The organism is Streptomyces sp. NPDC088910 (assembly GCF_044749865.1).
Taxonomy (GTDB): Bacteria; Actinomycetota; Actinomycetes; order Streptomycetales; family Streptomycetaceae; genus Actinacidiphila.
Genome location: NZ_JBIVIV010000002.1, coordinates 310,208 through 333,745, shown reverse-complemented (window position 1 = coordinate 333,745; position 23,538 = coordinate 310,208). Strand labels below are relative to the sequence as shown.

Annotated in this window: 16 protein-coding genes; 6 read left to right on the top strand and 10 right to left on the bottom strand. The window is 72.3% G+C overall.

Features of this window, described 5'->3' with window-relative positions; translation table 11 throughout:
* Window positions 1-41: 41 nt before the first annotated feature.
* Window positions 42-1,142, bottom strand: a complete 1,101-nt coding sequence (locus tag ACIP4Z_RS06015; RefSeq protein ID WP_355336624.1) for a LacI family DNA-binding transcriptional regulator — start codon at window positions 1,140-1,142, stop codon at window positions 42-44.
* 351 nt (window positions 1,143-1,493) lie between these two features.
* Between ACIP4Z_RS06015 and hisC the strand changes: the two genes are divergently transcribed.
* The 5 genes from hisC (at window position 1,494) to ACIP4Z_RS05990 (ending at window position 10,932) form a co-directional block, all read left to right on the top strand.
* Entirely contained in the window at window positions 1,494-2,579 is a 1,086-nt protein-coding gene (gene hisC, locus ACIP4Z_RS06010) for a histidinol-phosphate transaminase (protein WP_355336623.1), read from the top strand.
* A gap of 180 nt (window positions 2,580-2,759) precedes the next feature.
* A complete protein-coding gene (locus ACIP4Z_RS06005) occupies window positions 2,760-4,262 on the top strand; it encodes a cytochrome ubiquinol oxidase subunit I (RefSeq protein WP_401306004.1) in 1,503 nt (500 codons plus the stop codon).
* 71 nt (window positions 4,263-4,333) lie between these two features.
* Entirely contained in the window at window positions 4,334-5,344 is a 1,011-nt protein-coding gene (gene cydB, locus ACIP4Z_RS06000) for a cytochrome d ubiquinol oxidase subunit II (protein ID WP_355336621.1), read from the top strand.
* Between the two features lie 77 nt (window positions 5,345-5,421).
* A complete protein-coding gene (cydD, locus tag ACIP4Z_RS05995; protein WP_401305407.1) occupies window positions 5,422-9,036 on the top strand; it encodes a thiol reductant ABC exporter subunit CydD in 3,615 nt (1,204 codons plus the stop codon).
* A gap of 36 nt (window positions 9,037-9,072) precedes the next feature.
* Window positions 9,073-10,932 carry a GAF domain-containing protein gene (locus ACIP4Z_RS05990; protein WP_401305405.1) on the top strand — a complete coding sequence of 620 codons (1,860 nt, stop codon included), beginning with the start codon at window positions 9,073-9,075 and terminating at the stop codon, window positions 10,930-10,932.
* A 37-nt stretch (window positions 10,933-10,969) separates the two neighbouring features.
* On the opposite strand, the gene ACIP4Z_RS05985 is transcribed toward ACIP4Z_RS05990, so the two are convergent.
* Together ACIP4Z_RS05985 and ACIP4Z_RS05980 are read right to left on the bottom strand one after the other, a co-directional pair.
* Complete coding sequence (locus tag ACIP4Z_RS05985; RefSeq protein WP_401305403.1) at window positions 10,970-11,884, bottom strand: HAD family hydrolase; 915 nt, start codon at window positions 11,882-11,884, stop codon at window positions 10,970-10,972.
* Window positions 11,885-12,270: 386 nt separating this feature from the next.
* Window positions 12,271-12,714: a DUF6344 domain-containing protein gene (locus ACIP4Z_RS05980; protein ID WP_401305401.1), complete on the bottom strand. Its 444-nt coding sequence runs from the start codon at window positions 12,712-12,714 to the stop codon at window positions 12,271-12,273.
* Window positions 12,715-12,903: 189 nt separating this feature from the next.
* Here ACIP4Z_RS05980 and ACIP4Z_RS05975 point away from each other — a divergent pair, with 189 nt between their 5' ends.
* Window positions 12,904-13,815: an amidohydrolase family protein gene (locus ACIP4Z_RS05975; protein WP_401305399.1), complete on the top strand. Its 912-nt coding sequence runs from the start codon at window positions 12,904-12,906 to the stop codon at window positions 13,813-13,815.
* A 10-nt stretch (window positions 13,816-13,825) separates the two neighbouring features.
* Here ACIP4Z_RS05975 and ACIP4Z_RS05970 read toward each other — a convergent pair whose 3' ends face one another.
* From ACIP4Z_RS05970 to ACIP4Z_RS05940, 7 genes are all read right to left on the bottom strand, one after another.
* Window positions 13,826-14,500, bottom strand: coding sequence for a TetR family transcriptional regulator (locus tag ACIP4Z_RS05970; protein WP_401305397.1), 675 nt, complete (start codon window positions 14,498-14,500; stop codon window positions 13,826-13,828).
* Window positions 14,497-15,993, bottom strand: a complete 1,497-nt coding sequence (locus ACIP4Z_RS05965; RefSeq protein WP_401305395.1) for an MFS transporter — start codon at window positions 15,991-15,993, stop codon at window positions 14,497-14,499. Before ACIP4Z_RS05965 ends, ACIP4Z_RS05970 begins: the two co-directional genes overlap by 4 nt.
* A gap of 224 nt (window positions 15,994-16,217) precedes the next feature.
* Entirely contained in the window at window positions 16,218-17,120 is a 903-nt protein-coding gene (locus ACIP4Z_RS05960; RefSeq protein ID WP_401306002.1) for a TauD/TfdA dioxygenase family protein, read from the bottom strand.
* 239 nt (window positions 17,121-17,359) lie between these two features.
* Window positions 17,360-18,115, bottom strand: coding sequence for an ATP-binding cassette domain-containing protein (locus ACIP4Z_RS05955; protein WP_391043497.1), 756 nt, complete (start codon window positions 18,113-18,115; stop codon window positions 17,360-17,362).
* 151 nt (window positions 18,116-18,266) lie between these two features.
* Window positions 18,267-19,346: an ABC transporter substrate-binding protein gene (locus ACIP4Z_RS05950; RefSeq protein WP_355336612.1), complete on the bottom strand. Its 1,080-nt coding sequence runs from the start codon at window positions 19,344-19,346 to the stop codon at window positions 18,267-18,269.
* 171 nt (window positions 19,347-19,517) lie between these two features.
* The gene (locus ACIP4Z_RS05945; protein ID WP_401306000.1) at window positions 19,518-20,378 is read right to left on the bottom strand and encodes an ABC transporter permease; all 861 of its coding nucleotides are present in this window, start codon (window positions 20,376-20,378) and stop codon (window positions 19,518-19,520) included.
* 635 nt (window positions 20,379-21,013) lie between these two features.
* The gene (locus ACIP4Z_RS05940; RefSeq protein ID WP_401305393.1) at window positions 21,014-23,485 is read right to left on the bottom strand and encodes a tetratricopeptide repeat protein; all 2,472 of its coding nucleotides are present in this window, start codon (window positions 23,483-23,485) and stop codon (window positions 21,014-21,016) included.
* Window positions 23,486-23,538 lie beyond the last annotated feature (53 nt).

Below are 23,538 nucleotides of genomic sequence, written 5' to 3'. Positions count from 1 at the left end.
GGGTGCCCGGCGGAGCCCTCCGGCCGGACGGCCGCTCTTCCTCAGCCGCCCGCGGGCCCCCGCGGATGACTGACCGTCGTGCGGTGCGCGCGCCGCTGCGAAGAGGTGCGGACGATCAACTCGGTCGGCATCACCTGCTGTACGGGATGCGCGCCGCCGACGCCCTCGATGGCGTCGATGAGCAACTGCACGACCGCCGTACCGATCCGGCGCGGTTTCAGCGACAGCGTGGTGATCGGCGGTTCGGTGCTGGCGTAGACGGTGCTCTCGCTACAGCAGACCAGCAGCAGGTCGTCGGGCACGCGCAGGCCGTAACGGCGGGCGGCGGCCAGCAGATCGGTGCCGTTGGGGTCGAAGAGCCCGTAGACGGCGTCCGGGCGGTCGGGCCGCGCCAGTAAGCGGTCGGCGGCGACCGCGCCCGCCCGCGGGTCGTGCGCGGGATACGACTCGTAGACCGGCTCCTGGCCGACCCGCTCGCACCACTCCAGATACGCGGTGGTGGACAGCCGGGTGTACGTGTCGGTGGTGGTGCCGGTGAGCAGGCCGATCCGGCGGGCGCCCGCGGCGGCGAGGTGGTCGAGGATGCCGAGGACGGCGGCCTCGTGGTCGTTGTCGACCCAGGCGTGCACGGGCACGCTGCCCGCCGGGCGGCCGTCGCTGACCACCGGGACGCCCTGCCTGACCAGTTCGGCGACCAGCGGGTCGTGGTCGGAGGGGTCGATGACGACGGTGCCGTCCAGCGCCACGTTCCCCCACACGTCGTGCCGGGAGGAGGCGGGCAGGATGACCAGGGCGTAGCCGCGGGCCAGGGCGGCGGAGGTGGCGGCCCTGGCCATCTCCGCGAAGTACGCGAATTCGGTGAAGGTGAACGGTTCTTCGCCGTAGGTCGTCACGGTCAGGCCGATCAGGCCCGATCTGCCGGTGCGCAGTGTGCGGGCGGCGGCGGACGGGCGGTAGCCCAGCCGGTCGGCGACCTCGCGCACATGGCGGCGGGTGGCGTCGGGCAGTCGGCCCTTGCCGTTGAGTGCGTCGGAGACAGTCGTGATCGAGACTCCGGCGGCGGCGGCGACGTCCCTGATGCCCGCCCGCTCAAGCCGGCGTCCGATGGGCCGGCTCGCCTGGTGGTTCCCTGCTGCTGTCATGGCCTGCCGATATTAGGACGGCGCTGGTCCGGTCGGCGCCTGCCGTTTCTACCCCCCAGAAGATAGGTTTCTGCAAGATCGAACTCCGTATGCAAGGTGGAATATGCAGGCGGCAGGGCGTGCCTTGTGGGTGATACCGGCGCGGGTGCGGCCGATGCCCGTCCATTGGTCCACCGACAGGAGTGACGTCAACTCACTCCTACGAGGGACGCGGGGTGCCTTTTTTTGGCCGCCTTCTCTCCCCCGGACTCCGTCCGGGGGCGCCCCCATGGGCGGCTCAGACCCGGTATCGACAGTCGATCGCGGGTACCGCACCTCCACAGGGGGCGCGGGCGCTCGTAGGGTGTGGCCATGACCCCCAAGCTGCGCGCGGAACTGGACGGCATCCCCACGTACAAGCCCGGGCGACCCCCGGCCGTGGACGAGAGCGGTGCCCAGGCCGGGCCCGCCTTCAAGCTGTCCTCCAACGAGAACCCGTACCCTCCGCTGCCCGGTGTGCTGGAGGCGGCCACCGCCGCCGCGGCCACGTTCAACCGCTATCCCGACCTGGCCTGCTCGGCGCTGACCGCCGAGCTGGCGGGACGTTTCGGCGTGCCCGAGGCACACGTGGCGACCGGCACCGGCTCGGTCGGCGTGGCCCAGCAGTTGCTCCAGTCGACCTCGGGCCCCGGCGACGAGGTGATCTACGCCTGGCGGTCCTTCGAGGCGTATCCGATCATCACCCGGATCAGCGGCGCGCTGCCGGTGCAGGTGCCGCTGGACGCGGACGAGGTGCACGACCTGGACGCGATGGCGGCGGCGGTCACCGACCGCACGCGGCTGATCTTCGTCTGCAATCCCAACAATCCGACCGGCACGGTGGTGCGCCGGGCCGAGCTGGAACGATTCCTCGACCGGGTGCCGTCCGACATCCTGGTGGTGCTGGACGAGGCGTACCGCGAATTCATCACCGACCCCGATGTTCCCGATGGAATCGATCTGTACCGGGACCGTCCGAATGTGGCGGTGCTGCGGACCTTCTCCAAGGCGTACGGCCTGGCGGGCCTGCGGATCGGCTTCGCGGTGGCGCACGAGCCGGTGGCGGCGGCGCTGCGCAAGACGGCGGTGCCCTTCGGCGTGAGCCAGCTCGCGCAGGACGCGGCGGTCGCCAGCCTGCGCGCGGAGCCGGCGCTGCTGGAGCGGGTCGCGGGCCTGGTCACCGAGCGGACCCGGGTGGTCGAGGCGCTGACCGCGCAGGGCTGGACGGTGCCCGAGACGCAGGCCAACTTCGTCTGGCTGCGGCTGGGGGAGCGCACCACGGACTTCGCGGCGGCGGCCGAGCGGGCCGGCACCACCGTCCGCCCCTTCGCGGGCGAGGGCGTACGGATCACCATCGGCGAGACCGAGGCCAACGATCTGCTGCTGCGGACCGCCGAAAGCTTCCGCAAGGAGCTGTGACGCGGCGGCGCGCCCGTCGGCACGATCCCCCGAAACCCACTCCCACCTGCGCTTTCGCCCCTTGCGACCCCCCGGTTGCAGGGGGCGAACTGCTGTGCGTAATACTGAGCTTGTGAATGTATTCACGTTCACAAGCTGATCGGGTTGTAGGAGAAAAGGAGACGGATCGTGCAACTCGCAATGGGTCCACTGGACGTCGCCCGATGGCAGTTCGGCATCACGACCGTCTACCACTTCCTCTTCGTGCCGCTGACGATCTCGCTGTCCGCGCTCACGGCCGGACTCCAGACCGCGTGGGTGCGCAGCGGCGACGAGAAGTACCTGAGGGCCACCAAGTTCTGGGGCAAGCTCTTCCTGATCAACATCGCCATGGGCGTGGTGACGGGCATCGTCCAGGAGTTCCAGTTCGGCATGAACTGGTCGGACTACTCGCGCTTCGTCGGCGACATCTTCGGCGCCCCGCTCGCCTTCGAGGCACTGATCGCCTTCTTCTTCGAGTCCACCTTCATCGGCCTGTGGATCTTCGGCTGGGACAAGCTGCCGAAGAAGATCCACCTCGCCTGCATCTGGATGGTCTCGATCGGGACGATCCTGTCCGCGTACTTCATCCTGGCCGCCAACTCCTGGATGCAGCACCCGGTCGGCTACCGCTACAACCCGACGACCAAGCGCGCGGAACTCACCGACTTCTGGGCGGTGCTCACCCAGGACACCGCGCTGGCGCAGTTCTTCCACACCATGTCCGCCGCCTTCCTCACCGGCGCCGCGTTCATGATCGGGATCGCCGCCTACCACCTGGCCCGTAAGCAGCACATCTCCGTGATGCGCTCCTCGCTGCGCCTCGCCCTGGTCGTCGCCGTCGTGGCGGGCGCGCTCACCGCGATCAGCGGCGACACCCTCGGCAAGGTCATGTTCAAGCAGCAGCCGATGAAGATGGCCGCCGCCGAGGCGCTGTGGGACGGCCAGAAGGGCGCGCCCTTCTCGATCTTCGCGGTCGGCGACGTCAACAAGGGCCACAACAAGGTGGCCATAGACATTCCGAACCTGCTGTCCTTCCTGGCCACCGACAACTTCAACGCCTACGTGGGCGGCATCAACGACGTCAACAAGGAAGAGCAGGCGAAGTACGGCCCCGGCGACTACCGGCCCAACATCCCCGTCGCCTACTGGGGCTTCCGCTGGATGATCGGCTTCGGCGTCGTCTCGATCGGCGTCGGCGCGGCCGGCCTGTGGCTCACCCGCCGCAAGTTCTGGCTCGCGCCCGCGCACCGCACGGGCGACGACGAGGTCCCGCACCTGATGCTCACCAGGAACGGGCAGATCGGCCCCCGGCTCACGCGCTGGTACTGGTGGATCGCCCTGTGGACCATGGCCTTCCCGCTGATCGCCAACTCCTGGGGCTGGATCTTCACCGAGACCGGCCGCCAGCCCTGGGTGGTCTACGGCGTGCTGCGCACCCGCGACGCGGTCTCCCCCACGGTCTCCACCGGCGAGGTCTTCACCTCCCTGATCGTCTTCACCCTCCTCTACGCGGCTCTCGCCGTCGTCGAGGTGCGGCTGCTCCTGAAGTACGCCAAGGCGGGGCCGCCGGAGCTCACCGACGACGACCGCCGCTCCCCCACCCGGATCGGCGGCGACGACGACGGCGCGGACGCCGACCGCCCGATGGCCTTCTCGTACTGAGCGTCCGTACCGACTGTTCCGTACCGACTGATCCGTACCGACTGTTCCGTACTGACTGAGAGGAGTGCGACGTGCATCTGCACGACGTCTGGTTCGTCCTCATCGCGGTCCTGTGGACCGGCTACTTCTTCCTTGAGGGCTTCGACTTCGGGATCGGCGTCCTGACCAAGCTGCTGGCCCGCGACCGTACCGAGAAGCGGGTCCTGATCAACACCATCGGCCCGGTCTGGGACGGCAACGAGGTGTGGCTGCTCACGGCGGGCGGCGCGACCTTCGCGGCCTTCCCCGACTGGTACGCCACCCTCTTCTCCGGCTTCTACCTGCCGCTGCTGATCATCCTGGTCTGCCTGATCGTGCGCGGCGTCGCCTTCGAGTACCGAGCCAAGCGCGACGACGAGCGCTGGCAGCGCAACTGGGAGAACGCGATCTTCTGGACCTCCCTGGTCCCGGCGCTGCTCTGGGGCGTCGCCTTCGCGAACATCGTGCGGGGCGTGAAGATCGACGCGAACAAGGAGTACGTCGGCAACTTCTGGGACCTGCTCAACGGGTACTCGATCCTCGGCGGACTCGTCACCCTGAGCCTGTTCACCTTCCACGGCGCCGTCTTCGCCTCGCTCAAGACCCTCGGCGACATCCGCGACCGGGCCCGCGCGCTGGCCACCCGCGTCGGCGTGCTCACCGCGCTCCTCGCGCTGGCCTTCCTGACCTGGACCCAGGCAGCGCACGGCGACGGCCGCAGCCTGCCCGCGCTGATCGTCGCGGTCGTCGCCCTGGTCGGGGCCCTCGGCGCCAATCTCGCGGGACGCGAGGGCTGGTCGTTCGCGCTGTCCGGCGTCACGGTCGCGGCGACCATCGCCATGTTCTTCCTGACGCTCTTCCCCGACGTCATGCCGTCCTCGCTGAACGACGCCTGGAGCCTGACCGTCACCAACGCCTCCTCCACGCCGTACACGCTGCGGATCATGACGTGGTGCGCGGGCATCGCCACGCCCCTCGTCCTGCTCTACCAGGGCTGGACGTACTGGGTCTTCCGCAAGCGCATCGGCACCCAGCACATCGCGGGCGCGGCGACCGGTCACTGACGCGACCGATCACTGAGGGCCGATCACTGAGGGCCGATCACTGACAGCCGGTCACTGACCGAAGGGAGATGTTCCACGTGAAACCTGTCGATCCGCGACTGCTGCGGTACGCGCGTACGACCCGGGTCTTCCTCGCCGGGGCGGTGCTGCTCGGGCTGGCCGGGGCGGGGCTGATCATCGCCCAGGCGGTGCTGATCGCCGATGTGGTGGTCGGCGGGTTCCGGGACGGGGAGGGTGTCGGGGAGCTGCGCGGGACGCTCGCGTGGCTGGTGGCGGTCGCCGTCGGGCGGGCGCTGGTCGGCTGGCTCACCGAGCTGTGCGCGCACCGGGCGGGGGCGGCGGTGAAGTCGCAGCTGCGCGGGCAGCTGCTGGAGCGGGCCACCGCGCTGGGCCCCGGCTGGCTGACCGGGCGGCGCAGCGGTGAGCTGACCACGCTCGCCACCCGCGGGATCGACGCGCTGGACGACTACTTCTCGCGGTATCTGCCGCAGCTCGGCCTCGCGGTGGTCGTGCCCGCGGTCGTACTGGCCCGGATCGTCACCGCCGACTGGATCTCGGCCGCCACCATCGCGGTGACGCTGCCGCTGATCCCGCTGTTCATGGTGCTGGTCGGCTGGGCGACCCGCGAGCGGATGGACCGGCAGTGGAAGCTGCTGGCCCGGCTGTCCGGGCACTTCCTCGACGTCGTCGCGGGGCTGCCCACGCTCAAGGTCTTCGGCCGGGCCAAGGCGCAGGCCGACAACATCCGCGCCATCACCGGCGAGTACCGGCGGGCCACGCTCAAGACGCTGCGGATCGCGTTCCTGTCCTCCTTCGTCCTCGAACTGCTCGCCACCATTTCCGTCGCGCTGGTCGCGGTCGGGATCGGCATGCGGCTCGTCCACGGCGAGCTGTCCCTGCGGACGGGCCTGCTGGTGCTGATCCTCGCGCCCGAGGCGTATCTGCCGCTGCGGCAGGTGGGCGCGCAGTACCACGCGGCGGCCGAGGGGCTGGCGGCGGCGGAGCAGGTCTTCGAGGTGCTGGAGACCTCGCCGCGGACCGGGGCGGGTGCGGTACGGGGGCGGGCCGCCGCGCCGGATCCGCGGGGTGCCGCGATCACGGTCGAGGGGCTGGTCGTACGGGAGGGCGGGTCGCTGGCCGCGACGACGTTCACCCTCGCGCCGGGTGAGACGGTGGCCGTCACCGGGCCCAGCGGGGCCGGGAAGACGACCCTGCTCAACGCGCTGCTCGGCTTCGTTCCCGCCGCCGAGGGGCGGATTCTGGTCGGCGACACCGACCTCGCCGCGATCGACCCGGCCGACTGGCACCGCTGGATCGCCTGGGTCCCCCAGCACCCGCACCTGTTCGCCGGGACTGTCGCCGACAACGTACGGCTCGCCCGGCCCGACGCCGACGACGCCGCCGTACGTACCGCGCTCGCCGACGCCGACGCGCTCTCCTTCGTCTCCCCCGCCACCGTCCTCACCGAGGACGGCACGAACCTCTCCGCGGGTCAGCGCCAGCGCATCGCCCTGGCCCGCGCCTTCCTCGCCGACCGCCCCCTGCTTCTCCTCGACGAGCCCACCGCCAACCTCGACGGCGCCACCGAGGCCGAGATCGTCACGACCCTCCACCGCCTCACCGCCACCCGCACCGTCCTCCTCATCGCCCACCGCCCCGCCCTCCTCCCCCTCGCCACGAAAGTCCTCCCCCTCCGCCCGCCCCGCATCTCCGCCGTCGACGGCGACCCGACCGCGGCGGGGGACGGGGCGTCTGCGGCGACGGGCCGGGTGCCTGGCGGCACGGTGGTCTCCGCGGGGGACGTCACCCCGTCCGAGCCCACGCCTGTCGTGGCGGCGGCTCGTGCGGCCGCGACGGCGGATGGCGGGGTTCTCTGGCGGGTGGGGCGGGCGGCTGTGGGGGTGGTGGGGCGGTCCGGGCCGGAGGCGCTTCGCGTTCGTGGTGGCGGGGCGCGGGGGCGGTTCGTGGGGGCCGTCGGGCTGGGGGCGGCGGCGTTGCTGTCGGCCGTGGGGCTCATGGCGACGTCGGGGTGGCTGATCAGCCGGGCGTCGCAGCAGCCGCCGGTGCTGTATCTGATGGTGGCCGTGACGGCGACGCGGGCGTTCGGGATCGGGCGGGCCGTGTTCCGTTACGGCGAGCGCCTGGTGGCGCACGACGCGGTGTTCCGGGCGCTGGCCGGGGTGCGGGTGGCGGTGTTCCGGCGGCTGGAGCGGCTGGCGCCCGCGGGACTCGGCGGGACGCGCCGCGGTGACCTGCTCTCGCGCCTGGTCGCGGACGTGGACGCCGTCCAGGACCACTACCTGCGGTGGCTGCTGCCCGCGCTGACCGGCGGCCTCGTGTCCGTGGCGACCGCGGCCTTCACCGGCTGGCTGCTGCCCGCCGCCGGGCTGATCCTGGCCTGCGGGCTGCTCGCCGCGGGCGTGGCCGTCCCCGCGCTGTCGGCCGCCGTCGCCCGCCGCACCGAGGCGCGCCTCGCGCCCGCCAGGGGCGAACTGTCCGCCCGCGTCCTCGGCCTGTTCACCGGCACCGCCGAACTGACCGTGGCGGGCGCCCTCCCGCGCCGCCGCGCCGACGCCGCGCGCGCCGACCGTACGCTCACCCGGATCGCGGCCCGTTCGGCCGCCGCGACCGCGCTCGGCGCCGGACTGACCGCGCTGGTCAGCGGGGTGACGGTGACGGCGTGCGCGTACGTCGGCGTCCGGGCCGTCAGCGGCCACCACCTCCAGGGCGTCGCGCTGGCCGTGCTGGTGCTGACGCCGCTGGCCGCCTTCGAGGCCGTCGCCGGGATGCCGCTCGCGGCCCAGCAGCGGCAGCGGAGCCGGCGCTCGGCGGCGCGGGTGAGCGAGGTGCTGGACGCGCCGCTGCCCGTACGCGAGCCGGAGCGGCCCGCGACCCCGCCCGCGTCACCGTTCCCGCTGGTCGTACGGGAGGTGACGGCCCGCCACCCGGGCCAGGACGCACCGGCGCTGGACGGCGTCGGCCTCACCCTCACCGAGGGCCGCAGGATCGCGGTCGTCGGCGCCTCGGGCGCGGGCAAGACGACCCTCGCGCACGTACTGCTGCGGTTCCTGGACACCGAGTCGGGCACGTACACGCTGGCGGGGCAGGACGCGGCGGGCCTGGACGGCGACGACGTACGCCGCCTCGTCGGCCTGTGCGCCCAGGACGCGCACGTCTTCGACAGCACCGTCCGGGAGAATCTGCGGCTCGCCCGCCCCGGCGCGGACGACGGCGAACTCCGGGAGGCGCTGGCCGCCGCCCGGCTGGACATCGACCTGGACACCCTCGTCGGCGAACACGGCGCCCGGCTGTCCGGCGGCATGCGCCAGCGCCTGGCCCTGGCCCGCGCGCTGCTCGCCCGTTTCCCCGTCCTCGTCCTGGACGAGCCCGCGGAACACCTCGACCTGGCCACCGCCGACGCCCTGACCGCCGATCTGCTGGCCGCCACGCGCGGCCGTACGACGCTGCTGATCACCCACCGGCTGGCCGGTCTCGCGGGCGGCGCGGTCGACGAGATCGTGGTGCTGGAGCGGGGACGGGTCGTGCAGCGCGGCGGCTACGAGGAACTGGCGGCGGCCGAGGGGCCGTTCCGCCGCACCCTGGAGCGGGAACGGCTCGCGGACACGGCTCTGGCGGGGGCCACGGCCGCCGCCTCGGGACCGCGTTCGCTCGTGGGCACGGGCACCGCCTGACTTTCCCGGACATACGCCACCAAATAACCTCGGCTCATGGCCTCAGACAGCGAGACGCCCGGCGGGACGCCCGCGGAAGCGCGCCAGGAGACGGCCGGGGCGGCCCCGAACGACGAGGACGCCCCGGCATACGCCCCGGCCTACGGCGCGGCACCCCCCGCGGGACCGACCTCTTCCGGAGACGCTCCGGGCGACGGGGAGACCCCCGAGCCGACCACCCTCAGCTTCCAGGGCATCGCCTCCCAGATCACCGTCCGGCTGCCGGAACTGCTGGAAGCGGTCGTCTCGGTCGGCACCGGCATCGAGCTGCACACCACGCTGCGCCGCATCGTGGAGACGGCGGCCGAGCTGGCCGGGGCGCGTTACGCCGCGCTCGGCGTCCTCGACGCGGACGGCTCGGGACTCGCGGACTTCATCACGTACGGGATCAACGAGGCCGACGCCGAGCGGATGGGCGCGCTGCCCGACGGCCACACCGGGCTGCTCGGCGAGCTGATCCGGCACCCGGTGCCGCTGCGGCTGGCCCACCTGTCGGACGACGCCCGCGCGGTGGGCCTGCCGCCCGGCCACCCGCCGATGAGCAGCTTCCTGGGCGTCCCGATCCGCGTCCACACCGAGATCTTCGGCAATCTCTACCTCACCGAGAAGCGCGGCGGCCGGCAGTTCACCGACGAGGACACCGCCATGCTGCGCATCCTCGCCATGGAGGCCGGGATCGCGATCGGCAACGCCCGGCAGTACGAGGCCACCCGGCAGCGCGAGCACTGGATCAGCGGCGCCGCCGCCGTCACCACGGCCCTGCTCACCGGGGACGGCACCAGCGACGCGCTCGACGTCGTCGCGGTGTGGGCCCGCAAGCTCGCCGAGTCCGCCGCCGCGCTGGTCATGCTGCCGAGCCTCGACGAGAACGGGGCCGGGGACGGCGGCCTCGAGGTCGTCGCGGCCTCCGCCGCCGAGCCGGCCGGCATGGTCGGCACCGTCATCCCGCCGCAGAATCCGATCGCGGCCCAACTCCTCAACGGCGAGGCCGTCTTCGTGGCGGACGCCGCCTCCGACCCGCGCACCACCACGCGGCTGGCGGAACGCTTCGGGCCGACCATGATGCTCCCGTTGCGGAGCAACGACCGTGTCATCGGCATCCTCGCGCTGCCGCGCGAGCCCGGCGGCCGTCCGTTCACCGAGGCCGAACGCGTACTGGCCACCCAATTCGCCGCCCAGGCCGCGCTCGCCCTCGTCCTGGCCGACGTGCAGCGCGACCGCGAACGCCTCGCCGTCTACAAGGACCGCGACCGTATCGCCCGCGACCTGCACGACCTCGTCATCCAGCGGCTCTTCGCCACCGGCATGATGCTGGAGGGCGCGGGGCGCAGGGCCCGCACGCCCGAGGTGCGCGAGGGCATCGGCCACGCCGTCGACGAACTCGACGCCACCATCCAGGAGGTGCGCACCGCCGTCTACGCCCTCCAGCAGGCGCCCGACGACGCCCCCTCAGGACTGCGCGCCCGCGTCCTGCGCGAGGTCGGCACCGCCGCCGTCCCGCTCGGCTTCCAGCCGTCCGTACGTTTCATCGGACCGGTCGACGCGCTGGTGGGCGAGCCCACCGCCAAGAACCTCGTCGCGGCGCTGCGCGAAGTCCTCTCCAACGCCTTCCGGCACGCCCGCGCCTCGCGCATCGACATCACCCTCGACGCCACCGCCACCCTTCCCGGCGGCGGCGACGCGGTCCGCCTGACCGCCACCGACGACGGCGTCGGCATCCCCCCGGCCGGCCGCCGCAGCGGCCTGCGCAATCTCTCCCGCCGCGCCCAATCGCTGGGCGGATCGAGCCAGTTCGGGCCGGGCCCCGAGGGTGCGGGCACGACGGTGCGGTGGGAGGCGCCGCTGCGTACGGACTGACCGGGCGGTGCGGTGCGACTGGCCGTCCCCGTACGGGCTAGGCGGTTCCGTCGCCGTGCCGGGCGGCGATGATCCGCTCGATGACGCGGGCGACCCCGTCGTCGTTGTTGGACTCGGTGCGGTGCGTGGTCGTGGCCAGGACGCGGGGATGGGCGTTCGCGACGGCGTACGACGTACCGGCCCATCCGAGCATCGCGAGGTCGTTCGGCATGTCGCCGAAGGCGACGACCTCGGCGGCGGACACCCCGCGCTCGGCGCAACATCGCGCCAGCGTCGTGGCCTTGCTGACGCCCGCGCCGCTGATCTCCAGCAGCGCGCTGTCGCTGGACCGGGTGATCTCGCCGTGCTGCCCCGCCACGCTCAGCCCGATGGCGAGGAATTCGTCCGGGTCGATGGACGGGTGCTTGGCGAGCAGCTTCAGCAGCGGCTGGCGCGGGTCGCGCACGGCGAGCAGTTCCTCGATCGGGGCCGTGGGGCCGAAGTCCGGCTCGATGACGCGGGGGTAGTCCGGCTCGCGGTAGAAGGTGTCGGCGCGTTCGACGGCGAAGGTCGTGCCGGGCACGGCGGCGCGCAGCGCGTGCGCGACGGCGAGGGCGTCGTCCTCCGGCAGCGGGAACGCCTCGATCAACTCGCCTTTGTGCAGGTCCCAGACGGAGGCGCCGTTGGCCAGGATGGCCATGCCGTGCCCCGCGAGGTGGGCCGCGACGGTGTCCATCCAGCGTGCGGGGCGCCCGGTGACGAAGAAGACCTCGATGCCCGCGGCCTCGGCGTCGGCGAGCGCCGCGACCGTACGCGGGGACACCGTCTTGTCGTCGCGCAGCAGCGTGCCGTCCAGGTCGGTGGCGATCAGCCGCGGCGGAGGGGCGGTGTAGGAGGCGGCGGACGACACGTCCGCTGATCGATGCTGCCCGCTGGGCTCATTGGCTGAGGTCACGGGCCCATCCTTGCGCATCCTTGCCCCGCCCGCACAAAGGTGCGGATACCCGCTCAGCCGAGCCCGTTTCGGCCGCGATTCCGGCTTGATCCCATCGCTCCCGGGGGCGTCACAGGGGCGCGGGTCACGCGATCACGGCAGGGGTACGGGCTGACGGACTGGCAGCGGATACGGCTGACGGTACGACTGGCTGGTGCGGCCGCCGGCGCGGCTGCTGGTGCGGCTGCTGGTGCGACGAGGGTGAGCGCTGCGCTTGTGGGGCGCAGAAATCTGTGGGGTTGGTGCGGTGCTGGTCGTACAAGAAGCTTGTACAGAAGGGGAGTTCGTGCGGGGACTGCGTCCCGGAAGTTCCTGCGGGATCTCCGTGCGGGGACCACCTACGGGATCTACGTACGCGGTCCGGCTCAGCGGACGAGCACCGCTTCGTCCGCGGTGCTGGTCAGGGCGTGGTCCGCGAGGGCCGGACTGGCGGGGTACGGCAGGGCCTCGCCGGTGTCCGGGGAGATGCTGCGGGCGGAGGGGGAGGAGCCGTGCGCCTCGGCCCTGATGCGCTGCTTCATCGTGGGCGGCAGCGAGCGGCTGCTGGGGCGCGGGGCCGGCAGCAGTGCGGCGCAGGACGGTGTCCTGGTGGGTGTCGGCGTGGCGCCCGTACCGTTCGCCGCGGCGACGGCTGCGGCCGGGACGGTGGCGGCCGGGACGGTGGCGGCCGGGACGGCGGCGGCCTGGTCGGCGGCGGTGTGGACGCGGGCGGTGCGGGCCGGAGTGGCGAAGCCGAGCCCGGCGACGAGCTTGAGGAGCACGCCGACGAAGGCGCTCCAGAAGGCGGTGACGTTCTTGAAGACGTTCATGACCTCTCGATTCCTTGGTGCGGAAATCTGACTTCTCCGATCATGAGGAAGACGGCACGGAATCGTGGGAGCCGCACCCCGGATTCGCGGATATACACATAAACGCCACTCATTCGGACCAAGGGGGTCCTGTGCCGCCCCGCACCGACGGGGCCCGGCCGGTCCTGACGCGCTGGATAAGGTGGCGGCGTGTCCCCTCCCGAGGAGCCGCCCCGGCGCGGCGAACAGGCCGAGGTCGCCGCGTTCCGCCAGGCCCTGGGCCTCGACGCCCTCATCGACGTGCACACCCACTTCATGCCCGAGCGCGTCATGGCCAAGGTGTGGGCGTACTTCGACGCGGCCGGTCCGCTCGTCGGCCGCGCCTGGCCGATCGCGTACCGCGAGGAGGAGCGGCGGCGTGTCGAGACCCTGCGCGGCTTCGGCGTCCGGGCCTTCACCTCGATGCTCTATCCGCACAAGCCCGGCATGGCGCGCTGGCTGAACGACTGGGCCGCCGACTTCGCCGCCCGCACCCCGGACTGCCTGCACACCGCGACGTTCTTCGCCGAGCCCAGCGCCCCCGACGACGTACGCCGCGCCCTCGCCCAGGGTGCGCGCGTCTTCAAGTGCCACCTCCAGGTCGGCGGCTACGACCCCAACGACCCGCTGCTCGACGACGTCTGGGGCCTGCTCGCCGACACCGGCGTTCCCGTCGTCACCCACTGCGGCTCCGGCCCGGTCCCCGGCCCCTTCACCGGCCCCGCCCCCGTCGCCGCCCTGCTCGCCAGGCACCCGCGGCTGCGGCTCGTCGTCGCCCACCTGGGAATGCCGGAGTACGAGGACTTCCTCGGCCTCGCCGAGCGGCACGAGCGGGTCCTGCTCGACACCACCATGGCCTTCACCGACTTCAGCGAGTCCGCCGCCCCTTTCCCGCCCGCGGCCCTGCCCCGCCTGTCCGCCCTCGCCGACCGCGTCCTGCTCGGCACGGACTTCCCCAACATCCCCTATCCCTACGCCCACGCCCTCCACGCCCTGGAATCCACCGGCCTCGGCGCCGCCTGGCTCCGCGCCGTCTGCCACGACAACGCCGCCCGCCTCTTCGCCCTCCCGGCCCTCCCCTAGCTGTATTGACCTAGCGGGCGGAGTTGGGGTCAGGGGCCGGGTCCGGGCCGGAGTCGGGGTTCGGGCTCGGGTCCGGGGCGGAGTCGGGGTCCGGGCTCGGGGCTTGGGGGGTCAGCATCTGGAGGAGGAGGGTGCGGAGCTCGGCGTCGGGGAGGGCGGGGAGGCGGGTGAAGGCGCCGGAGCCGCGGGCCAGGACGACGCCGATGAAGGCGGCGGCGATGAGTTCGGCGCGCAGGGCGGGGTCGGGGGTGCCCTCGGCGAGCAGGCGCCGGTGGAGGGGGTCCACGACACGGCGGTGCAGCTCCGCGCGGGTGGCCTGCTGACCGGCCGGGTCCTCGTGGGGGCGGACGGCGACCTGGTAGACGGGGTTGGGGCCGTGGCGCCGGGTGCGGTCGAGGATGGTCGCCAGACGGTCGGGGTCGAGGAGGTCGACGATGTCGTCCGGGCCGTCGTTGGTGCGCAGCGTGGCGATGTAGAGCTGGGCCTTGCCGCCGAAGTAGCGGGCGATCATCGCCGGATCGACCCCGGCGCGGCTGCCGATGGCCCGCGCGGTGGTGCGGTCGTACCCGTGCTCGGCGAACAGCTCGCCCGCGGCCTTCAGCAGGCGATCGCGGCTGCCCGCCGCGTCGCGCCGGTGCTGGGCCGCCCCGGCGGGCCGTTCGTCGGCCGGTGTCGTTCCACTCATTCCGCGGCCGTTCCGTCCAGTTCGTGGAGGTCGTCGTGTTCGCCGGGCCGCGCCCGCACCCGGGGGCGCGCCTGGGCCGCCACCGCGGGCCGTGCCGACGGGCCGGGCCGTGCCGACGAACCGCGTCGGCGCCACGGCACGGCCACCGCCACCACGGCGGCGGCGAGCCAGACGCCGCAGCTCAGCAGCCCCACCGCACTGTACCCACCGGACGTGGGGAACGCCGCGCCTTCCGCGGTGTGCGCTTCGAGCACGGCCGCGCTCAGCGCGCTGCCGACCGCGTAACCGATGTAGCGCAGCACCTGGTTGAAGCTCATGGCGCTGCCCGTCTCGTGCGCGGGCACCGCGCGGACGAGGAAGCCCGGCACGACCGCGAAGATGACCCCGACGCCGAGGCCCGCGACGAACATGACCGCCATGATCTGCGCCATGTTCCCGCGCCACGCGGTGAACAGGGCCATCGCGGCGAGCAGCACCAGGCAGCTCATCGGCAGGACCCGCTGGGGCGAGATCCGGCGGACCAGTACCGGGGTGAGCCTGTTGGCCAGGAAGCTGCCCAGGGAGAACGGCGTCAGGGCGAGACCGGCCACGACCACCGTCCGGCCCAGCCCGTACCCCGTGGTGGCGGGCGTCTGCACCAGCCTGGTGACGGTGGACAGCAGCAGGTACATGCCGACGCCCGCGAGCACCGCCGCGACGCTCGCGGTCAGCACCGCCCGGTCACGTACCAGCCGCAGTGTGACCAGCGGATGATCCGTACGCAGCTCCCACCACACCCAGCCCGCGAAGAGCAGGACGGACGCGGCGATCATGCCGTCCACGCGCGCCGAGGCCCAGCCCCAGCTCTCGCCCTCGCTGATCGCGACCAGCAGCGACGCGGTGGCCACGGCCAGCAGCACCGCGCCGACCCCGTCCAGCCGGACGCGGGCGCGATGCCGCGCGGCCGGGACGACCCACGCGGCGGCGGCCAGGCCGAGCACGCTGACGGCCACGCCGAACCAGTACGCCGCGCGGACGCCGCCGCCCTGCGCGATCAGACCGGTGAGCGGATAGCCCAGGCCCACCCCCGTCACGGCGGTGATCGACAGCAGGGCGATCACCGGAACGGCGCGGGCGGCGGGCAGTACGTCCCTGGCCACGGCGATGGTCAGCGGCGTGAGCCCGAGACCGATGCCCTGGAGGGCGCGGCCGACGAGCAGCGCGGCGAAGCCCAGGGGGAGCGCCGCCAGCACGCAGCCGACGACGACCAGCGCGAGGGTGCCGACGACGACGGTCCTGCGGTGCGGCCCGTCACCGAGCCGCCCCATCACGGGCGTGGCCACCGCCGCCACCAGTTGGGTGATCGTCAGCGACCACTGCGCGTCGGTCACGGACACGTGGTCCATCGAGGCGATGGACGGGATGAGCGGTGCCCCGAGGCTGCCGATCACGGCGGTGACCAGGCATATGAACGCCAGGCAGGGCACCAGTGCCCGCGACCGTGCCGACTCCATCGTGCTCCTCGCGCCCGGGCCCTGAGGCACCGTGTGATGCGTGCGCCCGACAGGGGCGGACCGATGCCTACAGCCGATGTCTACATGTGATGTCTACACCTGATGATAAGCAGATGTGATCGGCGCGATCAGCCCCGCCCCCGGGGTCCGAGGCCCGGGGGCGGGGGGTGGGGCGGGTTTGGCGCGGGCGGCGCGGGCCGGAGCGGACTTCCTGGTGCCGCCCGTCAGCCCACGGCTCCGGCTCCGGCTCCTGCTCCTGCTCCGGCTCCGGTTCCTGCTCCGGTTCCTGCTCCTCCCACGGGGCCGACCGGCGTGTCCCCGCTCAACGTGATGCGGTGCATGACGCGGTGCTGGTCGCCGTAGTCGCGGTTGGCGTAGTGCGCGGTGCTGCGGTTGTCCCACAGGGCCACGTCACCGGCGCTCCACCGGTGGCGTACGAGGTGCTCGGGCTTGGTGAGGTGGGCGTAGAGGATGTCGAGCAGCCCCCGGCTCTCGTGGTCCGACACTCCGAGGACGTGCGAGGTGAAGCCCGGGTTGACGAAGAGCCCCTTGCGCCCGCTCTCGGGGTGCACCCGCACCACGGGGTGCTCCACCGGCTTCAGCTCGGTGTACTCCTCTCCCTCCCACACGTTCCCGCGGCCCTTCCTGCGCTGGGCCAGGTAGTACCCGAACTCGCGGGTGCCGTCGTGCACCGCCGTCAGCGAGTCGGCCCACGCCCGCAGCCCCGGCGACAGCGACTCGTAGGCGAGCTGGCTGTCGGCCCATGTCGTGTCGCCGCCGTTGGGCGGCAGCAGCACCGCGCGCAGTACGGAGATCGCCGGCGGGCGCCGTACGAACGTCACGTCCGTGTGCCAGACGTCCGCGAAGCCGTTGTCCTGGCTGTCGACGGCGTACACCTCGGGGGCCACGTCGCCGGAGTCGTGGATCGGGTGCCCGGTGGTGACCTCGCCCAGGCGGCGGCCGAACTCGATCTGCGCCGCGTCGTCGATGTCCTGGCCCCGGACGAAGAGCACCTTGTGCTCCACGAGGGCCGCCCTGATCGCGGTGACCTGGTCGTCGTCCAGCCGGCCGAGGTCGATGCCGTGGATCTCCGCGCCGAAGCGCGGGCCGAGCGGGGTGATCGGCAGACGGGACGCCGTTGACGACGGGGACGGCCTTGACGACGTCGTCGGACGGTCGGCGTCGGTTACGGCGGGCTGCTCGCTGGTGATGCTCACCTGTGGTTCCTCCTCTGTCGCGGATGGTGTGGGTGTCGCGGGTGCCGCGGGTGCCGCGGGTGCCGCGGGTATCGCGGATGTCGCGGATGTCGTCGATACGGAGCGCGGGTGTCGTGGATGGAGCGGTCGTGAGGACCGGGGACCAGGGATCAGGCCGCCGCGGCCTTCACGGTGTGCGCGACCCGGGCGCGCAGCTCGGCGAATTCCTCGCTGTCGCGCAGCGCGTCGGCGTCGATGTCGCCGCGCGGCAGCGGGATCGGCAGGTCGAGGGCCACGGTGCCCGGCCCCTTGGTCAGCACCACGATGCGGGTGCCGAGGAAGACCGCCTCGTCCGCCGAGTGCGTGACGAAGACGGTGGTCCGCCCGGTCTGCGCGGTCACCAGGCGTACGTCCTCCTGGAGCCGTTCGCGGGTCAGCGCGTCGAGCGCCGCGAACGGCTCGTCCAGCAGGAACAGCGGGTGGTCGGCGGCCAGGGCGCGGGCGATGGCGACGCGCTGCTGCTGGCCGCCGGAGATCTCCCAGATCCGCCGCTTCTCGGTGCCCTCCAGGCCGACGCGCGCGAGGAGTTCCGCACGGCGCCGGGGCCACTGATCCCGGTCGACCCCGGCGTAGCGCAGGGCCAGGTCGATGTTGCCCTTCACCGTGCGCCACGGGAAGAGCCGGGGCTGCTGGAACACCACGCCGGCCGCCTTGCCGGGCAGCGGCTCGACGCCCGACACCCGTACCGAGCCGTGGGCGGGCCGCTCGAATCCGGCGATCAGCCGCAGCAGCGTGCTCTTGCCGCAGCCGGACGCGCCGACGAGCACCAGGAACTCGCCCGCGGGCACGGTCAGATCGACCGGTCCCACGGCCGTCACCGCCTCCTCGCCCTTGCCGTACCGGTGGGTGACGCGGTCGAGCGCGATGACCCCGGCGGCGGGTGTGGCGTCGGCACGGTCGGTGTCGGAGCGGTTGGCGTCGGAGCGGGTGGTGTCGGCACGCGTGGCGTCGGCAGCCGCGGCAGCCTCGGGCCCGGTGGTCTTGTCGGCCGTCCGGCCAACGGTCCCGCTCGCCGTCTCACTTGAGGACATCGGGCAGCCCCTTCAGATACAGCGCCTTGCCGACGACGTCCTCGGACGGCGCGGCGTCGATCTGCTTCTGGTCGGCCAGGAACCGGGCGGTGCCGGTGAGATACGTCGCGAGCTTGCCCGGCTGCCCCTCCGTACCCAGCCACGCGGCGGAGGCCACCTCGTCGGGGGTGAGGAACACGCCCTGCGCGAGCTGCTTCCTGGCGTCGTCCGCGCTGATGTTCAGCTCGGCGGAGACGGCCTTGACCGTGCCCTCGGGGTCGGACTTGAGCAGCCCGAGCGCCTGCGCCTGCGCCTTGCGCCACACGTCGATCGCGTGCGGGTCCTTGGCGATCAGCGCGTCCGAGACCACGGCCAGGTCCAGCGTCGGCTTGCCGCCCGCGCTGATCTCCTTGCTGCTGATCAACTGCGTTCCGGTCTTGCGCAGTTCGTCCAGGGTCGGCAGCCACACATACGCGGCGTCGATGTCCCCCCGCTGCCACGCGGCGAGGATCGCCTGCGGCTGGAGGTCGACGAGCTTGACGTCCGACGCCTTGAGGCCCGCCGCGTCCAGCGCCGCCAGCAGGCTGTAGTGCGAGGTGGAGGCGAACGGCGTCGCGACCGTCTTCCCCTTGAGACCGGCCACATCGGATATGCCGGTGCTCTTGCGGGCCACCAACGCCTCGTTCTCGCCCGCGACATCGAGGATGAACGCGGCCTTGTACGGGATCGGCGAGGAGCCGGAGATCCCGCGCGCGAAGGGGCTGGAGCCGAGGGCGCCGATGTCGAGGGACTTGCCCAGGAACGCCTGGTTGACGCTGGCGCCCGAGTCGAACTTGATCCAGGTGATCTTGTAGTCCGGCAGCGCCTTCTCCAGCAGCTTGTGGTTCTTCACGAGCAAGTCGCCGCTGGGGAAGGCGAAGTAGCCGATGCGCAGCCGCTTGGAACCGCCGGACGAGCTGCCGCCGTCCGAGCCGCAGGCGGTGAGGGCGACGGAGGCCGCGGCGGCCAGCGCACCGCCGAGCAGCAGGCGGCGCGAGGGTCCTTGGGCGGCGGTGCCGACGGGAACTCGGTGCTTCCAGGCAGACATGGGGAGCCGTTTCTGTGCGAGGAGGGGACGGGCGGGGCGAAGGGCGTACGGGGTACCGGTTGCGGGCCGCGGGTCGCGGGTTACGGGGCCCGAAGCCGCGGGCTGCTCGCTGCTGGCTGCTGGCTGCGAGGGACCGGGCCACGGACGGGGGGGCGGGCGGTCGGCCGGGAACTAGGAACGGCCGCGCCACGGCACGACGCTGCGCTCCAGCCACAGCAGCAGACCGTCGATGACGAGTCCCGAGACGCCGATGGTGAAGATGCCGACGAGCACCACCGGCGTGTTGTTGTAGTTGGCGGCGTCCTTGACCATGCCGCCGATGCCGGGCAGCCCGTTGACCAGCTCGGCGGCGACGAGGGAGGAGTACGTGACCCCGACCGCCAGCCGGACGCCGGTGAGGATCTCCGGCAGCGCCGACGGGGCGATGACGTCCCGCATGACGTCCCACCGCGACCCGCCGAGCGCGTGGGCCGCTTCGACAAGGCCGCGCGGCGCGGCGGCGACGGCCGCGGTGGTCGACACCGCCACGGGCGGGAAGGCGGCGATGGCCAGCAGGGTGATCTTCGGTTCCTCGTTGATGCCCAGCCAGATGATCAGCAGGGAGAAGTACGCCAGCGGCGGCAGCGTCCGCAGGAAGGTGATCCAGGGCTCGAACAGCGAGCGCACCCAGCCGACCGTGCCCATGAGCAGGCCGAACAGCACTCCGAGGGCGATGCCGATACCGCCGCCGATCGCGATGCGGCGCAGGCTGATGGCCAAGTGGTCGATGAGAGTGGTGCCGTTGTAGCCCCGCACCCCGTCGTGGGTCGTGGACACGTCGATGAACGCGTCCCACACCTTGGCCGGGGGCGGCACCAGCGTCTCGCTCCACTTCCCGCTCGCCGCCAGCAGTTGCCACAGCACGAGGAAGAGCAGGAGCGAGCCGAGCGGCAGCGCGAGACGGCGTACGCGCGCCCAGACGCCCTTCGCGCGAGGACGGCCGCGCCCCGGCGGATCGGTCGGATCGGCCGGGTCGGTCGGATCGTCGGATATCGCGGCGGGACCGGCTTCTGGCAGGCGTGAGGTGGCGGACAACGGACTGCCTCCATGGGGGTGCCAGGGCAGGCGCGGTCGACGTCAAGCGACAGCGGCGACTGTCCCCGAGCGAGAGCAGAAGGGGAAAAGGGCAGAGCCGAACGCCCCACGACGGGGTGGGCTCAACGAAGTTCGGGAAAGGGGCCGCGCCGGGTCGAGGACCGAACGGCGGGCGGCGTCAGAGACGCGTGATCAGCGACAACACGAAACCGGGCGTCGGCACAGGTCGATGACCAGGCGTCGCACCAAAAGATCGTGATTCATGGGTCATATTTGTACAGCAGACCCGTCCCCGCACCAAGAGTCCGTCCACCCTCTGGTACGAACCCCTCCGCCCCCGCCCCCCTGACGCGCCCGGCCTGGGGTTCGGGACCGCCTGTACGTATGACCATCTGTCCTGGCGGAGCTTCCGGGACAAGCCGTGGTACGGCGCGGTGCCGACGCTGACCGCCGCCGCCGCGGTCACCGCCCGGATGCGCCTGGGCACCCTGGTGACGTCGGCCAAGCCGCGTTCATGCATCACGAGCTGACCTTGGACTATTCGTCATCTGGGCACACCCGGACCGACGATCGGATGATCCGCACAGAGCAACCTAATGCCGCACCACATACCGGAACCCGTAGAAGGTCATGCGCTCCAGTTCGTCGTATTGGCCGTCCAGGACCGATTCGTGCAGGGCGCGTTCCCATAGGGTGACGTCCGCGCCCCGGCAGCCTGTGATGTGCTCGGTTGCGGTCTCCTGGAGAAGCGACGGGATCTTGGTTGCCTCGGGTCGGCCCTGGGCCGCGTACGCCTCTTGCGCCTGCCGAAGCGCCGCAGTACCTGCTGCCGTGTCTCCCCGGACGAGGTGGGCACGGCCCAGAGTGAGCAGAGCGCCAGCCGCGACGACGGGGTCGCCGCCGTCTTCGGACAGCGCGAGCGCGCGGATCGCGCAGTCCAGGGCCGGTTCGGCGTAGCACTTGGGACAGACGGCGAGATAGAGAGCGGCGAGATCGGTCAGGATGATGAGCTGGCTGACCCGGTCCCCGCGTTCGAGGGCGATCCGCAGGGCATGGCACAAGTGCCAGATACCGCAGTTTCCATAGGTCACCGCGTTCCAGTCCATGAGGATGAGCGCGAGGTTCACGTGCGCGCCCTGCCGTGTGTTGGTGTAGCTGCCGCGGGCACCGTGGCGACTGGTGCTCAGCACGGAGAGCGCCGTCACCAATGTGTCGGCGGCCTCGGAGTGCCGACCGAGCTTGCGCTGTGCGTCGCCTAGGGCGACGAGCGCCTGAACCGCTCCCAGCTCGTCTCCTTGGGAGCGGCAGATGTCCAGGTCGGCCCGGTGGTTGGACGCGGCGTCGTGGTACCGGCCCAGCTGGAACTGGACGAGGCCCAGGTTGTGCAGCGCCCTGCCCCGGACGAGCTCATTCGGTGCGAGCAGCGCCGCGCGTTCCAGGTGGGGCAGCGCCTCGGCGGACCGATGATCCGCCCGGTAGGCGTTGCCGAGGTTCGAGGACGCCATGGCGAACTCGTACGCGCTCAGGTTGTGTGCCGCCTCCAGGGTCGCTTCGGCGGCGGCGGTCCACTCCCGGCCTAGTCTGCGGAACTCCCAGTACGTCGACATGTCGTTGGCCAGGTGCACCGCTTCGCGACGCCGGCCGTGTTCGCAGGCTGCCACCACAACCGCGGCGACAGCGCGGTGTTCGGTGTCCAGCCACTCGACCGCCTGACGCCGGTCCTTCGCGCGGCCCGTGTCCCGGGAGACACTGCGGCAGGTCGCCGGGACGCGCCGCCTGTAGTGGTGCAGCATCCGGTCCAGAGCGGCCTCGTACTCCCCGGGCGCCACCTGTTCGGCCGCGTACAGGCGCAGGAGGTCGTGCGTGTCCCAGCGGCTGTCCGGCCGTCTGCGCAGCAGGTGGCGCCGGACCAGGTCTGCCAGCAGGCGGTAGGTGTCCTGGGCGCTGCGGTCGAGACCGATGGCGGCCGTTTCCTGGCCGATGTCCGGGCCGGGCAGGGCGCCGATCAGTCGGAAAGCGCGTTGGGATGCGTCGGCGAGCCGGTCGAAGGACAGGTCGAACGCGGCGCGCACGGCCAGCGGACGGCCGTCGGCATCCACGTCGTCATAGCTGAGCAGGCCGAGCCGGGCGTGCGCCTGGGAGAGGGCCTCGGCCTGGGCGGCGAGTGAATGGTAGGGGTCGTCGCGCAGTTGTGCGGCGGTGATGCGCAGCGCCAGAGGCAGGAAACCGCACAGCTCGGCGATCCGGCGGGCTGCGCCGGGCTCGGCCGTCACCCGGTTGTCGGCGGGGCACGCCTGGCGCAGTGCACGATCCAGCATCAGGACCGACTCCTGCTCGGACAGCGAGTCGAGCCGGACGACACGGGCCGACGGGAGCGCCGAAAGCGTGTCGCGGGACGTGACGAGCAGCCGGTGCGGAGGATGAGGTACCAGTCCTGTCAGCTGCTTCGCGGACACGGCGTTGTCCAGCACCATCAGCACCGGCGGCCGTCCGGCGAGCAGGGAGCGCAAGGCCCCGGCCCGCTCCCTCGCCGGCGGCGGCGCCGCACGTCGACCCAGATCGCGCAACAAGACCGCAGCGGCCCCAGCGGCGTCGAGGGAGGCATCCGGGCTGAAGCCGAGCAGGTCGACGAACAGCACCCCGCCGGAAAACCAGCCCGCCCGGCGGGCCCGGTCGGCGACGTGAACTGCCAGCGTGGTCTTGCCGACACCCGCCATGCCGGCGGCGACGAGCACAACCTCCGCCGGAGCACCCGGCTCGAGTAAACCGAGGAGTTCGCTCACCTGGGCATCGCGCCCGGTGAAGTCCGCGATGTCTGCGGGCAGCGTCCGGGGGCTCACCGGCTTCCTGGGCGCGCCGGGTGGTTTCTTCCGGGGCCGACCGCCGCGCTTCTCGGCCACCCGCTGATCGTTGGCATTCCTCAGCAGTTGGCTCCACGCGCCCTCGCTGCGCTTGGTGACCTGCGCGCCCCGCTCAGCGGCCATCTGCTGCAGCACGCCCACGAGCGTGAGGAAGACCGGCGAGCCGGACTTGGGCAGGCTCTGCCCGAGCAGCCAGGGATTCACCGTGGACAAACTGACACGATCGCCGAGCGCCTCGGTGCACCGCCTCACCAGCG